The following is a 15,775-nucleotide window of genomic DNA, read 5'->3' on the forward strand; positions in this document are numbered from 1 at the left end:
TATAAAGGTCAAAAAATGTTATAATTTGTTTATTAAAACAAATATTAGGGTGAATGTATTGAAACTGACAAAAGAAACCTTACTAACACTTCATGATATTGAAATTCGGAAGGATACTAAACATTTTATTGTGGAAGATCTTAAGACACAAGAATTTTATGAGATGCCACTGGTTTGTATTGATGCATTAGATTTAATCCGAAAAGGGTTTAACTTAGGTGAAATTGAGGAAAAGTTGATAAAGGCATATCCGAATGAAGAAATTGATTTAGTTGATTTCGGTGAACAGCTTCTCGAATTAAATCTAGTACATTCAGTAGATGATGAAGAGATTAAGCATAAAAAGGAACACAATAGTAAGTTAGGGTACGAATGGATACCCTCACAATTAGGAAGAGTATTTTTTAATAAATATACAAACTATCTGTATGGGTTATTATTTATTGTTAATATTGGGATTTTTTGTTTTCAACCTTCGTTATTTCCACATTACAAGGATCTATTCGTTTTTGATATATTGTCATTAAACATAATTGTATTAGGCACACTTTCTTTGTTCACGGTTATAATACATGAATTAGGTCACATATTAGCAGTCCGGTCGTTCGGATTACCAACACGATTAGAAATAGGCCATCGATTATATTTGATTGTTTTTGAAACGGATCTTTCGCTTGCGTGGAAACTACCTTCAAAAAAAAGAAATATACTTTATTTAGCAGGTGTCTGCTTTGATAATGCAGTCCTTTTTGTTGCACTGATGTTACAATTATTTGCACCAATACAGTCTAATTTATTATCAGGTTTGATTGGACTCGTTGTTTTTGATGTAATCATTAGAATTGTGTACCAAGCTTGTATTTATATGAAAACTGATTTTTATTTTTTATTCGAGAATTTGACTGGTACCTATAATCTTATGGAAAATAGTATTCATGCAATTAAAAGCTTATTTTCAAATTCCAAAGTGAAAAATAAAGAACTTTTTCATGGTGAAGAAAAAATAGTGAGATCATATAGCGTTTTTTATATTGTTGGTGTCGGTATTACTCTGGGTTTATTTTTTCTTTACTTCTTACCCCAACTGCTATATATGTTCATTCATATTTTACCTGGTTTTACTAGTCCGATTTCCGATATATATTTTTGGGATGCAGTCTTGTTTTCTATTCAAATTTTTGTAATTTTTGGGCTGTTAATTTATTCATACGGTAAGTCCCATAATAAGAAAAATGTCGAAAATTGATAAAAAATGTTAATTATATAGGACTTTTAGTATATAATGTGAATGAAAGAATGCTTATGATTATTTACAAAGAGGGCTATTGATGGTTATTAATAATACTTCTGCTTTACTTCAGCATGAAGAAAAACGCGCGCTAAAAATATATTTAACATCTTTTTATATTACTTTAGTTTTATTTGATGTGGTATATTTTGTGATTTATAAAAAATTGAAGGTAACTCCAGGTTTTAGTAATAAACTAAGTCTCATAAATTATTTATTTTATTTTGGTTTATTAATACTTTCTTTCTATCTGTTTAAAATAGGAAAACAGACTTTAATAAAATATATCTATGTGCTGACCTATTTTTCTTTAGCACTTATTTACGACTGTATTGTTTTTATTGACAATCCAGCAAAATATGCAAGTGGGAATGCAGCGGAATTAATCCTTGTTTTATTTTCACCTTTATTCATAAATAAACGCTTCTTTTGGGTGACTTCGTTAGCAGCCATTTTGCGCTATATTATCGTTGGTGGTGTTATCCATTCATCTGTAGTTTTAATACCTATCAGTTTGGTTTTAGTATTATCAATTGTAGCTTACATCCTCCTAGCCCGTTTTAACTCATATACGAAAGCATTAACGGAAACACACGAGGAGCTACGAGATAAGGAGAAGCTTGCGTTTGTCGGGCAGATGGCAACGACGATTGGACATGAGATTCGGAATCCCTTAGCCTCGTTAAAAGGGTTCACACAGCTTCAACGGGAAAAGCATAAAGAGGATGATCTACAGTATTCGATTATGGAACAAGAAATCGATCGAATTGATTCCATCTTGACTGATTTACTTGTGATTGGGAAGCCGAGACAAATCAATGTGGCACCTTGCAATTTGAAAGAGCATCTAAGATATGTCATTTCAATCATTGAGCAATCTGAGCAAGGAAAAAATATTGAGGTTACCTTGAAATTGGATGAGTCTTTCCCACTTGTTGAATGCGATGAGAAACAAATGAAACAGGTCTTCTTAAATCTTATTAAAAATGGGTTTGAGTCCATGCCAGAAGGCGGGGCACTTACAATTGAAGGTAGTCAAGTCGACGATAATCAAGTGTCCATTAAGATCTGCGATGATGGCTGTGGAATTCCTAGGGATGTACAAGAAAAGCTATTTCAACCATTTTATACAACGAAAGACTATGGAACAGGGCTAGGACTAATGGTGTCTAAAAAAATCATAGAAGACCATCATGGAAAAATTGCCATCGAAAGTAAAGAAGGAAAAGGAACCAAGGTTGAAATACTATTGCCAATTACCCAATAAGCTAGCTCAACAGAGCTGGCTTATATTTTTAGGAAAACAAAAAACAGGATCGCATGGTCCTGTTCTAAAATCCTCTTTATTTCATTCCAGCCTCTGTTTCCTCAATGCCTTTGTTTTCAATCCAGATTTTGATATGCGTTAAAATGGAGAATGCAAAAAAGAAATTCATTGCGAGCACGCTGACCAGCAGTTGGATATCTCCAAAATAAATGCCAGTATATCCTTTTAATTTGATTACAATAAAGCCTTCAAAGAGCAACAAAAATACACTTAAAAATGCGGCTACCCCTGCACGAATCATGTCATACGCCCCCTTTATTGATTTTTTCCGATCTATATGTATCCACGAATTGTGGATAATTTGTGAACTTACTTAAATTATACACTACTTTTCCATGATACGTAAGATGAAAGCGCTAAAATTAATAATAATTTATCGCTAGGACCTGAGTAATTGTCTGTTATGAATTTCAATGCTTTGTCTATTATCTACTAATTAAGTTGTATATAATGTATTTAACTTAAAGAGTAAAAGGATGAATACAACAAAATGACAGTGAATGAACCTCTTTTATCTTTTGAATTTGTTACATCTAAAGGAAATATACCTTACACCTTTAAGAAACCAATTAAAGTGATAGTAGCTACAACAATTGAAGAAGTGTTTCCCTGTTTAGAGCTTATACAACAAGCTGTTTCTGACGGATATTTCGCCGCTGGGTATCTATCCTATGAAAGTGCTCCTGCGTTTGATTCTTCCTTTACAGTTAAAAGTGGAAACACCATGCCATTGCTTTGGTTTGGAATATTTTCTGAAAGTCATCACCAAACTCTCAGTGGTAGTGAAACTTATACGCTGACTAGGTGGAAGCCTAATGTAAGTATTAGTGAATATCAAGAAACGATTGATTCTATTAAACAAGCTATTGAATCTGGCGATACGTATCAGACAAACTATACGATTCGATTTACATCTGAGTTTGATGGTGATGATCTCACTTTTTTTGAAAAATTAAAACACTCGCAAGCCTCCAATTATTGTGCTTACATCAATACAGGGAGCCATAGTATATTGTCAGCGTCGCCAGAACTGTTCTTCCACAAAGAAGGAGAACAAATAATAACTCGACCAATGAAGGGGACCGTAAAAAGAGGTAGGTCATTCGATGAAGATGAAGCAAATGCAAAATGGCTTTATCATTCTGAAAAAAATCGAGCAGAAAATTTAATGATTGTAGACTTGCTTCGTAATGACCTGAATACTATATCTGAACCCGGTTCGGTACGTGTTCCCAAGTTATTTGAGATTGAAAGATACCCAACCGTTCTTCAAATGACTTCAACTATTGAGGCGAAGGTGTCAAAAGATCGTACGCTCTTTGAAATTTTCAGAGGGTTATTTCCATGTGGTTCAATTACAGGTGCCCCTAAAATCAGCACGATGAAGTTCATTGCAGAATTTGAGACATCACCGAGAGAAGTCTATTGTGGGGCAATCGGTTTTATTACTCCTGAAAATGAAGCTTTGTTTAATGTCCCTATTAGAACGGTATGGATTGAACATTCAACAGGGAAAGCGACATATGGAGTGGGTGGAGGTATCACTTGGGATTCCACGTCTAAAGAAGAGTATAATGAAATTCTTGCAAAAGCTAAGGTGCTTGAAGAAAATCGCCCAAAATTTCACATACTTGAAAGTTTATTGTTGGAAGAAGGCCAATATTTCTTGTTAGAAGAGCATATTAGTCGTCTAAAACAAACATCTCACTACTTCTGTTTTCCGTTTGATCATATAGAGATTGAAGATTTATTAAGTCAATTTGCTCATGAACACACAGAAGGTCTTTATAAAGTAAGACTTCTCTTAGCTAAAACTGGTGACATTATAGTTGAAGGTAGTCCCGCGGAACCACTAATGGCTCCTGTAAAAATGGTACTCGCGGATCAGCCTATAGATAGGAACAACCCCTTTCTATACCACAAAACAACAAATAGAACAATTTACGAGGGCTATCAATTTACAAAACAACCAGAGGCATTTGATGTGCTTCTTTGGAATGAAGCTGGAGAAATAACAGAGTTTACAAATGGGAATGTTGTGGTGGAAATAGATGGGTACTATTGGACCCCACCTGTAACTAGTGGTCTTCTAGCTGGTACCTACCGTGCTAGCCAAATAAAACAGGGAAAAATCCATGAAAAAGTCCTAACAATTAAAGACATTAAAAGAAGTAAAAAAGTATGGTTCATAAATAGCGTAAGAAAGTGGGTAGAGGTTGAATTTATTTGATGATATCCAACATTTGGAAGAGTTTTGAAATTTTATTAGATGTTATTTTGATTATGCATATCCAATAGGGCATAGGATGGAGGTGGTTGGATGACGGAGGAGAAGCACCCAGACTTTGAGGTAGAGGTAGAGCGGTTAGATTTTACGAAAAAGTATATGGATATTGTCATTCAGGCTTCAGAGTCAACCGAGGAAAGCTTTCGCGAAAACTTGAAGGGTGCCCTTGATGGTGTTGACTTCAAAGATAGTAGTTTGAGCTACTTAAACATGTTAACGAATTCAACCTTGCTAAGAAGGACGAACGAAGAGGTACGAAACCTGAAGAGAAACAGGAACAAGCCTTATTTTGCCCGGATTAATTTTAAACGGGAAGAAACGGGAAGTGAAGAAATTCTTTACTTTGGAAAAGTTTCACTTTTTGACAAGGAGACCCAGCTTCCGATTATTGTAGACTGGCGCTCACCGGTTGCGAATATTTATTATGATGGGCGCCTTGGGGAAGTCTCGTATGAAGCCGAGGGTGAGGAATATAAGGGATATTTATCCTTAAAGCGTCAGCTCATCATTGAAGAGGGAGAGCTTGCTGAAATTCGGGATGTTGATTTAACAACGACGGATGAACTTCTTCAAAAGTCATTATCTGAAAGTGCAAGCAATCGACTAACTGACATAGTGTCCACCATTCAAGAAGAGCAAAACAACATCATCCGTGCTGATCTGAACAAGCCAATTATTGTACAGGGAGCAGCAGGAAGTGGGAAAACAACGATAGCCCTACACCGAATCTCGTATTTTATTTACACCTATGCGGAGTATTTTTCACCAGACCAACTGATGATTCTTGCACCAAACCGACTTTTTATCGATTATATCTCAGAGGTTCTGCCAGAACTCGGTGTGGATCATATTCAACAGACAACCTATGTTGACTATGTGAAAAAGTGTCTTGGAAAGCCGATTAAGCTCACAAAGCCCGAAGGCAAACTGCTTGGTTTTATCCTTAAAGAATTTAAAAATCCTGACATGATTAAGTGGATTTCGGCATTTAAAGGTTCACTTGAATACCGGGATATGCTTGAACATTATGTGGAGGATATTTTAAGCTCCCTGCTGCCGCAGGAGGATTTCTTTGTCTCAAAGTTTCGCCTGTACAAAGCAAGGGATATTCACCATTTAATGACCTATGAATATCGCTATCTTCCTTATTATAAACGGATTGATAAGGTGAAAAAGGTGCTTCAAAATACGGTTCGTCTCCAAAAAAAGAATATGCTTCATAAGGTTACGAAGTTTTATGATGATAAGCTTGATAACGTCTTGTTTAAAACAAAAATTGATGCGGAAAAACGTCGTCGTTATGTGACGAAAGCTCTTGATAAAAAAGCTGAACTCGTCGAAGAAATCACGAAGCAATCTCGTACAGCAGTGAACGCCTATATAAAAAAGCTACCACACCATGATGTCTTCTATTATTTTAATAGGTTTGTTTCGGAGCTTTTTCCTACGTACGCTTCCGGGTTCCTGACCGACGAGCAAATTCAATTTTTTATGGATTATCAAAAACAGCTCCAAAAATCGAAGCAATACGAGCTTGAGGATTTAGCAGGGCTTCTATATTTGAAGGCAAAGTTGTACGGAGTGAAGAAGGAACTTAAGGCCCGCAATGTTGTCATTGATGAGGCACAGGATTATAGCTATTTTCAGTTAGCGGCCTTAAAAACAGCTCTTGAAACGGATATGTTCACGATAATGGGCGATTTAGCGCAAGGAATCCATTCCTATCGAGGGATTAACAATTGGCAGCCGGTTCTTGATAACATCTTTCCTCGAGCGACCTATAAAACTTTACAAAAAAGCTACCGGACCACCATTGAAATTATGAACACGGCAAATCAGTTACTAGAGTTGTTGGAACTAGATTTACCAATGGTTGAGCCGGTTGTACGACATGGTAAGAAGCCGGCTTTTCATCAAATGAGCGGTACAGAAAAAGAAACCGTGAATGCACTCACAGAGATAATAAAAAATCTTTACGATGAAAATATGAAAACAGTGGCAATCATCGGGAAGACAAATAATGAGTGTCAGAAGGTAGCGAAAGCCCTTAAAAAATATAGTGACCTGCCAGTTCAACTTTTAAAAGAAAATGAAGAGATAAAAAGGGAAGAAGTCGTGGTTGTGAGTTCTCATCTGTCGAAGGGGTTAGAATTCGATGCAGTGATTGTCTTTTCAAATGAGGAGAAATTTTATAACAATGAAATTGACATCAAGCTCCTTTACGTATCTATGACTCGACCGTTACACCGATTGCATTTTGTCGGGACTGACCTGACCAATTTTCTGTTAGATAAAGTGAATGAGGAATTGTATGAAAAAACGCAAACCACCTGATTAGGTGCTTTGCGTTTCTTTCATTAAAATACTTTAGTTGTCCAAGATTCAACATTCCACACATCTGTTACGACATCTTGATAAAATTCTGGCTCATGGCAGATGATGAGGATGGTTCCTTTATATTCTTTTAGCGCACGTTTTAACTCATCCTTCGCGTCGACATCAAGATGGTTTGTCGGCTCGTCAAGAAGGAGGATGTTTGTGTCTTTGTTGATTAGCTTACAAAGACGTACCTTCGCCTTTTCGCCACCACTTAACACTTCAACCTTACTTTCAATATGCTTTGTTGTAAGACCACATTTAGCAAGTGCAGCACGAACCTCATATTGGTTAAAGGAAGGGAATTCACTCCAAATTTCTTCAATACATGTATTATAGTTTGCTTGTTTGATTTCTTGTTCGAAATAGCCAATTTCTTGATTTTCACCAAGCTCAACTGTTCCGGAAAGTGGCTTATTCATACCGAGAATGCTTCGGAGCAGCGTCGTTTTCCCGATACCGTTTGCCCCCACCAATGCAATCTTTTGACCTCTTTCCATGCGAAGGTTAAGCGGCTTTGAAAGTGGTTCCTCATACCCGATGACTAAATCCTTCGTTTCGAAGATAAGTTTGCTTGAAGTTTTGCCTATTCTAAAATTGAATTCTGGCTTTGGTTTTTCTTTTGCCAGTTCAATAACTTCCATTTTATCAAGCTTTTTCTGACGAGACATTGCCATGTTTCTAGTGGAAACACGTGCCTTGTTACGGGCAACGAAGTCTTTTAGCTCAGAAATTTCTTGTTGCTGCTTTTTATATGCAGACTCAAGCTGTTGCTTCTTCACTTCGTACACCTTCTGGAAGTTATCATAATCCCCAACATAGCGAGTAAGCTCCTGATTTTCCATGTGGTAAATCAGGTTAATAACGCTATTTAAAAATGGAATATCATGTGAAATCAGGATAAACGCATTTTCATATTCTTGGAGATAACGTTTTAACCAAACAATATGCTGTTCATCTAGATAGTTAGTCGGCTCATCCAATAATAGAATGTCTGGCTTTTCAAGCAATAGCTTCGCAAGTAGGACTTTGGTACGTTGACCACCACTTAAATCCTGAACATCACGCTCAAGACCGATATCCTCAAGGCCTAATCCACGGGCAATCTCATCGACCTTTGCATCGATGACGTAAAAGTCATTGTTTGTTAGGGTATCTTGGATTGTTCCAACATCCTCAAGCATTTTTTCGAGCTCCTCAGGAGTGGCTTCACCCATTTTTCCGTAAAGCTCATTCATTTCTGCTTCCATATCAAATAAATACTTAAAAGCACTGTTTAACACATCACGAATCGTCATTCCTTTTTGAAGGACAGTATGCTGGTCAAGATAGCCAACACGTACATTCTTTGACCATTCAATCTTACCTGCATCAGGCTCAAGTTTCCCAGTGATGATATTCATAAACGTTGATTTACCTTCACCATTTGCCCCAATTAACCCGATATGCTCACCCTTCAAAAGACGAAACGAAACATCATTAAAAATTGCACGATCACCAAAACCATGGCTCACATTAGAAACTGTCAATATACTCATCTATTTAACACCTTTTTCTAGGGACCAGGGGGACGGTTCCACTGGTCCCTCATTTTCAAAAAATTTAAATAAATAGGGACCAGTAGAACCGTCCCTGTGGTTCACATATACCGATTATAAACGAGAAATGAAGGGGTTGGAAAGGGACTTTAATTAGAAGTAAAGTAAAATTTTTCTTTTCGTCATATAATCTGCGGACTTGTCTCATATTTATATAGTACTGAAAAAAATAAATAAGGGGCTACAGGATGAAGACATTTTTTAAAGGGACATTGTTATTGGTTATTGCAGCGTTTATTGGAGAGTGTGTGGAATTTTTAATCAATCTCGTTCTGGCAAAGGAGCTTGGTGGGCATGGAATGGGATTATATATGACCATCCTGCCATCTATTTTTTTAGTTGTCATATTGGCAAGTCTTGAGTTGCCCGTTTCGATTTCAAAATTTATTGCCGAGAAAGAGGACAGGTACCACCGTAGCATGTTAAAACATGCGACCGTTTTAACAACAGTATTTACAGCCATTATTATGTCCTTGGCATTTATCATTTTACCGGTCATACCGTTATTCGATGATTACCATCCATTTGTGAAATGGTTAGTCATTATCTTTATCCCGATTGTTTCATTTTTATCGATTGCCCGGGGTTATTTTATGGGAATTCAATCTATGGGACACATTGCCTTCGCAAACTTCCTGCGTAAGGCTGTACAATTAATCTTGTTAGTGTTTATTTATCAATTGCTTGAATTTGAAATCCAAACATCCATTTTAATCGCTCTATGTACCATTGTCGCAAGTGATTTAATCGTGTTTGGATATTTAGGCTTTGAGTATATTGTTCACTACCGTAGATTGGGTCATAGACCAACATCATCTTTAACTGGAAAAATAGTACGGCGAAATCTACTAGCTGTTTCCTTGCCGACTACCGGGATGCGAATATTTCATGCCATTTCACATGCAGTTCAACCATTTCTGATCAAAGCAGCCTTATTAAAAGCGGGTATGTCTATAGATGTGGCTACCGAGCATTTTGGATTAATGACAGGAGTCGCCTTAACGATTGGCTTTTTCCCAGCTTTCATCGCACATTCATTACTTATTGTGTTAATCCCAACGGTGTCTGAAGCATATGCAAAGCGTGATATGTCGATGCTACAATCCTTGCTTCAGCAGGTGATGAGAATAACCTTTCTATACGGCATTCCAGCTTGTGTCATTTTTTATTATTTCGCGGAGCCACTTACCCATATTTTCTTTGAATCAACGTCAGCGACTGTTTATCTGCAAATGCTATGGCCCTATTTCTTATTCCATTTCTTCTTAATTCCGATGCAGGCGTACTTGATTGGACTTGGATTAGTGAAGGATGCGTTCATCCATAATGTTTGGTCAACCGTGGTGTCCTTTGGTATCATGTTCGCTCTAGGTTCTCTCCAAACACTCCAAATGGAAGGGATCATTATCGGAATGAATATGGGTGCCGTGTTACTTGCCTTGATGCATTACGTCACCATTTGTAGAAAGATTGGCGTCTCCGTGATTTCAACAAAATTTTTGGGGACACCGGCATGATTTAATTTGTTTGTTATTGAATTAACTTCGTGATATAATGAGCAAGATTAATGTCTAGCAGTCATTAATCACGTTTTTTATGGATAAATTTGACTAGTAAAATTTAATAATACATTTCGTAAAGATTGGTAAATGGTAGAATACGATTAAGTCTAACCATGGCCTAACTTCTATTTGTGTAGAAGTTAGGCCATTTTTTATTGTGTTTTAGGAGGATTAGGGTTCGCATGTCAATGAGAAACATTACAAAACAGGAAGAATTAACGCACATTAGCAGCTATGTGAGTAAACTAATAAAATCAAAGTTTGGAAAAGGACCAGAAACTTGTTTTACGTCCATTTCAGATCAATATATTGTCATTCATATTAAAAAGTTTATGACAAAGATTGAACATGAACTTGTAAAGAAAGAAGATTTTGCGACTGCCGGAAAGATTCGAACACACATCACGGAGGAACTTTTGGATCCAATACAGGAAACGTTGGGAGAAATATGTGATAAACCGATCACGAACCTATACCAAGACTGGAATTTCCAAAAAAACTCTGGGGTATTGCTTGCTGTCATGAACTCAGAACAGAAGATTGATGTAGGAAATTCACTTGAATTTATGTTGCTTCGAAAAGAAATCAGTAAACAAAGTGAATTTTATCAATATCAACCAAACGAACAGAGTTTAACAAAGATGGGTGAAAAGATTTATATCATAAGGACCGCTGGCTATATACTCCCAATCGAAAGAATCCTTATCGAAAAAGGTATGCACATCCTGAAGGAAAGAGAAATTACGATCCGGAAAAGATACTATGCAAATAGACATCGATTTAATAAGATCATCAACAATGAAATTCAAGATATTTTTATGATTTGGGATTACGAAAAAGATGAAAACTATAAAATTTTTTACTGTAAGTAAGGGTTGTTTTCATAATTCCCACCAAACTAGCCTACACTATAGGGTAAACATGGAATTGAAAGGGAAACAATGCTACAATAATTAAGGCTGATGAATATGAAGTCATTGGTTATTGTGGTGAATTCTCTAAAGGTGGGAATCACTTGAATTTACAAGAAAAATTGAAATACATAAGCAGTTACACAAGCAAACTCCTCCGAAATAAATTTGGGAGGGGACCCGAATCGTGTTCTGCAGTAACTGCAGATCGCTTTTTAGTCCTGCATATACGTGGTTTTGTCTCTCCGATGGAAGAGGTCCTTTTACAGGAAAATCAGGTTATTCAGGTCGATCATGCAAGGGATGTTGTAATTAAAAGCATTTTAGCCGAACTAAAGGGTGTATTCCAGGTAACTCTTGAAACAGAGGTAAAAACTTTTTCTCATGATTGGAATTTTCCGAATAACACGGGCGTCATTATCGCAGAATTAGTTGATTCTTTACTGCCAATGGAGAAGAACAGCGAAGTCAATTATTCACTTCTTGAAATGGAAGTCGCTCGGATTAGTCAACTTGTAGAAAAGACACCGGATTATATCTTTAGTTTTCAAATTTCTCCGAAAATATTTATCGTGAAGCGTGAGGGTATCTTGGTTCCAATTGAAAAAGCGTTAATCGAGGCAGGCTTTAAAAATGAACTCCATTTTACAAAGGACGAACTTGAAAAAAGCTATTTCCACCGCTACGGAAAATTTGATCAACTATTTCATCGACCAGTTACCGACATATTTATTGACTGGAATTTTAAAAATGATAACAGCTTAATTTGCTTTGTTTTAAAATAAAGATGGTAAATGTGAGGATGTCTTTTAGACACGCCTTCGTCATGACCTAACTTCTATTGGAGTTAGGTTTTTTTCATTTTTTAGGAAAAATAAAGAAAAGGTTGGGAAATAAATGGGAATTAGAAGATGGAAAGCATTAAATTTTGCAGTTTTTTTATGTTGTGTAATTTTGATTTTGGGTAAAGTTTTTTACGTAGGAATGTTGAATCGTTTGGAACCTTATCTGTTACTGACTATACTCATCGGTTCACTTTTATCGATTTATGAATCACGAAAAAATCGAGAGTTCCGCTTTTTGGTAGAAAATGCACCTTATGCGATTCTGCTAAAACGCGATGGGAAAATCATTTATATCAATGATACGGGTAAATTTTTAATTGGCGCCGATGATGAGAAGTCGGCCATCGGGCATTCACTTTATGATTTTATTCAGTACAATCCTGAAAAAACGACGAGGAAAGTTGAAAAAGGACATAAATTTAAGAAGATCACGGAGGGGAAAATTGACCATCCTGCACTGGGCGAAATAATTGTGGAAATAAAAATGATGCCAATTACTTTTCAAGGAGAAAGCTGTGAATATATAGTTATCCGGGATATAACAGAGGTAAAAAAGAGCGAGGAACTCATTCAACAGACTGATAAGCTTTCAATGGTGGGGGAGATGGCAGCTGGGATCGCCCACGAAATTCGAAATCCACTCACAAGCTTAAAGGGGTTTGCTCAGCTTTTACAGGCTGAAAAAACAAACGCCTATTCTGAGATAATGGTATCTGAAATTGATCGGATTAATACGATTGTCGATGAGATGCTGTTGCTCGCAAAGCCGAAAAAGCTGCAATTGCGAAAGCAAAAAATCACAAATGTGCTCAATGAAGTTGTGTTTTTATTAGACACCCAGGCGATTCTCCACAATATCCAAATTAAGACCGCCTATCATGATCTCAAAGGCGCGTTCATTCATTGTGAGGAGAACAAGCTGAAACAGGTTTTTATTAACATCTTGAAAAATAGCATTGAAGCGATTGAAAGCGGGGGGCACATCGATATTTCACTGTATTCCAAAGGCGAAAATGCGATGATTCGAATTTCTGACAATGGTCCTGGAATACCGGCAGACAAGCTTTCGAAGATTGGTAAGGCCTTCTTTACCACAAAGGAAAAAGGAACCGGACTTGGCCTCATGATTTGCCAAAACATCATTCAAGAACACGGCGGCCAAATGACGATCGACAGTGTCGAACACGAAGGAACAACCGTAGAAATATCATTGCCTATTATCGAAGAAGGTCTTCAAATCAGCTGAAGACCTTTTTGCGTTGCTTTGGGGAATATTGGGTGAGGAAAGGCTTGGGTGTAAAGGGGTGAATGCAAGTGGAAATTGTGCGCCCAGAGTTTTTCATTGGTGGGATGAAGGACCGAACACGGCCTGGGCTTGAGCGGAAAGTCCTTCATCTCATTTATGAAGAGGAAACCAACCTCAGCCCTTCAACAAAATCCTCTTCATCAAGGTAATGAAGAGGAAATCGAACTCAGACCTATACCAAAATCCTTTTCATCAAGGCAATGAAGAGGAAATCGAACTAAGACCTTCATCAAAATCCTCTTCATCAAGGCAATGAAGAGGAAAGTGAACTCAGCCCCTTATCAAAATCCTTTTCATCGAGGCTATGAAGAGGAAATCGAACTAAAACCTTCATCAAAATCCTCTTCATCAAGGCTATGAGACCCTAACTCAAACGCACCCGCATCCCATATGAAAGTTCTTCATCGGATCTTCTAACTCACTTATCATCTGATTCTAACGACTTCACTACTTTTAACCCAACATCTGTGCCATTCTCAGCAATATGCTTCAACATTGATAACTTGTTGTTCCAGAATTGGTTGAAATAGGAAAGCCATTCGTGTAGCTCTGAAAAAGATTCAGGCTGAAGGCGATAGCGTTTTTCTCTTCCGACTTTCTGACCACTCACTAAATTTGCTTCAGAAAGAATGTGGAGGTGCTTTGCTACAGCCGTTCGGCTCATTGAAAAATGACTAGTGATTTCCGAAATGGGCAGTTCCTTTTTAGAAAGAAGACGAAGTACCTCTCTGCGTGTTGGGTCAGCAATCGCTTGGAATACATCATATTTTTGAGCTGATTCTGACACTAATTTGTCGCCACCTGACGCAGTTTTTGTACGATACCTGCCCAACCGCCATTCATTGTTTCACGAACTTCAGCAGTTGTTCGATTGGCTTTTCCGATGATCTCTTCAGAATCCTTCCAGCCACCATGAATGAGGGTGAATTCTGTTTTACCGTCAATTTCTTTTAATAGGAACTCCACATACCAGCCGTCAGTATCCCAAGAAAATGTAAGGTGATGTGGTGGGTCGACTTCCAACACCTTACAAGGAGAAGGTCCGAATGGAGATTGGATATGAAATTCATGTCCTTCCTTAGCGACCAAGTCATTTGGCATAAACCAAGTTCCGATTGCCTCTCCAGTCGACACAAGATCCCATACTTTTTGAATTGGTGCTTCGATTAATACTGTTTGTTTTATATCAGGTACAGTTGCCATAAATCATTCTCCTTTTAAAATAAAATAAAACCATTTGGTTTCGTATTTAGATTATATGAAACCAAAAGGTGTTATGTCAAGAAGGTTATATTACAATAGTATGTGCAATTTATAAAAATCAAACGTTGGATATTTGTGGCGGTTTTGTAAGCAAGATTCTCAGTTCAAATATTGAAAGTGACAAAAAATAGGAGTATGCTAGATTATGTAATGAAAATTTAACTATTTTACTATATTAATTGAGGGGGAATTACCCTATGGATATGCTATCAATTCTTGGACTAGCTATCTCTTCTGGAGCGACAATCGCTTTATTAAAAATCATAGCAATTGATATTATTTTATCTGGAGACAATGCTGTTGTAATCGCAATGGCAACTAGAAACCTTCCGAAAGATCAGCAAAATAAGGCCATCTTTTGGGGAACAGCAGGGGCTGTTATTTTACGTATTTTATTTGCAGCTGTCATTGTGTACTTATTAAAAATTCCATTTGTGAATGTGATTGGTGGAGTACTACTTCTATTCATCGCCTATAAGGTATTGGTTGAAGATGAGGGAGAAGCACATGTGAAGTCTTCAAATGGTATTATGGCAGCAATTGGTACGATTATCATGGCCGATGCGGTAATGAGTCTTGATAATGTTGTTGCGGTTGCAGGTGCTGCAGACGGACACATTGGAATGATTGCACTTGGGGTTCTTATCAGTATTCCGATTATGATCTTTGGTTCTAAATTCATTGTAAAAGCCATGAACAGATTTGCTTGGATTGCTTATATCGGTGCGGGTATTCTTGCCTGGACTGCAGGAGAAATGGTATTTAAGGATAAAGGGCTAACAAACTTCCTTCACATTGAACATGGACCTGTAACATACCTAATCGCTGCAGTATTAACCATCCTTGTCCTAGGACTTGGATATACAAAAAACAAAAAAATCGCAGCAAAACGAGAAGCATTACAACATACAGCATAATAAAACGTAAGGCCAAATCATTACTGATTTGGCCTTTTTCTATTACATAAACGTAGCCACAGGGACGGTTCCTGTGGCTCCTAATTGATGCTTGA

The 15,775-nt window shown here is 37.2% G+C and carries 14 protein-coding genes; 10 read left to right on the plus strand and 4 right to left on the minus strand.

The features are described from left to right. Positions 1–58: 58 nt before the first annotated feature. Together DZB84_RS17535 and DZB84_RS17540 are read left to right on the plus strand one after the other, a co-directional pair. Entirely contained in the window at positions 59–1,246 is a 1,188-nt protein-coding gene (locus DZB84_RS17535; RefSeq protein WP_116353599.1) for a hypothetical protein, read from the plus strand. Positions 1,247–1,328: 82 nt separating this feature from the next. Further along, positions 1,329–2,555 carry an ATP-binding protein gene (locus DZB84_RS17540; RefSeq protein WP_116353600.1) on the plus strand — a complete coding sequence of 409 codons (1,227 nt, stop codon included), beginning with the start codon at positions 1,329–1,331 and terminating at the stop codon, positions 2,553–2,555. A gap of 76 nt (positions 2,556–2,631) precedes the next feature. Here the strand turns inward: DZB84_RS17540 and DZB84_RS17545 are convergent, their stop codons facing one another. After that, positions 2,632–2,856 (minus strand): hypothetical protein, encoded by a 225-nt coding sequence (locus DZB84_RS17545; protein WP_116353602.1) that lies wholly within the window; start codon positions 2,854–2,856, stop codon positions 2,632–2,634. 249 nt (positions 2,857–3,105) lie between these two features. Between DZB84_RS17545 and pabB the strand changes: the two genes are divergently transcribed. Continuing rightward, positions 3,106–4,845 (plus strand): aminodeoxychorismate synthase component I, encoded by a 1,740-nt coding sequence (gene pabB, locus DZB84_RS17550; RefSeq protein ID WP_116353604.1) that lies wholly within the window; start codon positions 3,106–3,108, stop codon positions 4,843–4,845. Positions 4,846–4,935: 90 nt separating this feature from the next. Beyond that, positions 4,936–7,236: an RNA polymerase recycling motor HelD gene (helD, locus tag DZB84_RS17555; RefSeq protein WP_116353606.1), complete on the plus strand. Its 2,301-nt coding sequence runs from the start codon at positions 4,936–4,938 to the stop codon at positions 7,234–7,236. 23 nt (positions 7,237–7,259) lie between these two features. Here the strand turns inward: helD and DZB84_RS17560 are convergent, their stop codons facing one another. Beyond that, on the minus strand, positions 7,260–8,816 hold the full coding sequence (locus DZB84_RS17560) for an ABC-F family ATP-binding cassette domain-containing protein (protein ID WP_116353607.1): 1,557 nt from the start codon (positions 8,814–8,816) through the stop codon (positions 7,260–7,262). A 248-nt stretch (positions 8,817–9,064) separates the two neighbouring features. Between DZB84_RS17560 and DZB84_RS17565 the strand changes: the two genes are divergently transcribed. The 5 genes from DZB84_RS17565 to DZB84_RS25005 all read left to right on the plus strand — a co-directional run bounded on the left by DZB84_RS17565 (position 9,065) and on the right by DZB84_RS25005 (position 13,649). Continuing rightward, positions 9,065–10,393, plus strand: coding sequence for a polysaccharide biosynthesis protein (locus DZB84_RS17565; protein ID WP_116353609.1), 1,329 nt, complete (start codon positions 9,065–9,067; stop codon positions 10,391–10,393). A gap of 227 nt (positions 10,394–10,620) precedes the next feature. After that, positions 10,621–11,310 carry a Na-translocating system protein MpsC family protein gene (locus DZB84_RS17570; RefSeq protein ID WP_116353610.1) on the plus strand — a complete coding sequence of 230 codons (690 nt, stop codon included), beginning with the start codon at positions 10,621–10,623 and terminating at the stop codon, positions 11,308–11,310. A 143-nt stretch (positions 11,311–11,453) separates the two neighbouring features. Beyond that, positions 11,454–12,134 carry a Na-translocating system protein MpsC family protein gene (locus DZB84_RS17575; RefSeq protein WP_116353612.1) on the plus strand — a complete coding sequence of 227 codons (681 nt, stop codon included), beginning with the start codon at positions 11,454–11,456 and terminating at the stop codon, positions 12,132–12,134. Positions 12,135–12,345: 211 nt separating this feature from the next. Next, complete coding sequence (locus DZB84_RS17580; RefSeq protein WP_189655289.1) at positions 12,346–13,440, plus strand: ATP-binding protein; 1,095 nt, start codon at positions 12,346–12,348, stop codon at positions 13,438–13,440. 68 nt (positions 13,441–13,508) lie between these two features. Beyond that, positions 13,509–13,649, plus strand: a complete 141-nt coding sequence (locus DZB84_RS25005) for a hypothetical protein (RefSeq protein WP_189655290.1) — start codon at positions 13,509–13,511, stop codon at positions 13,647–13,649. 269 nt (positions 13,650–13,918) lie between these two features. On the opposite strand, the gene DZB84_RS17585 is transcribed toward DZB84_RS25005, so the two are convergent. Beyond that, positions 13,919–14,287, minus strand: a complete 369-nt coding sequence (locus DZB84_RS17585; protein ID WP_116353616.1) for an ArsR/SmtB family transcription factor — start codon at positions 14,285–14,287, stop codon at positions 13,919–13,921. Then, positions 14,287–14,703 (minus strand): SRPBCC family protein, encoded by a 417-nt coding sequence (locus DZB84_RS17590; RefSeq protein WP_116353618.1) that lies wholly within the window; start codon positions 14,701–14,703, stop codon positions 14,287–14,289. Before DZB84_RS17590 ends, DZB84_RS17585 begins: the two co-directional genes overlap by 1 nt. A 257-nt stretch (positions 14,704–14,960) precedes the next feature. On the opposite strand from DZB84_RS17590, the gene DZB84_RS17595 reads away from it, so the two are divergent. Further along, positions 14,961–15,680 (plus strand): TerC family protein, encoded by a 720-nt coding sequence (locus DZB84_RS17595; protein WP_116353620.1) that lies wholly within the window; start codon positions 14,961–14,963, stop codon positions 15,678–15,680. Positions 15,681–15,775 lie beyond the last annotated feature (95 nt).

The sequence above is a fragment of the Bacillus sp. HNG genome (genome assembly GCF_003400205.1).
In the GTDB taxonomy this organism is placed as follows: Bacteria; Bacillota; Bacilli; order Bacillales; family Bacillaceae_L; genus Ferdinandcohnia.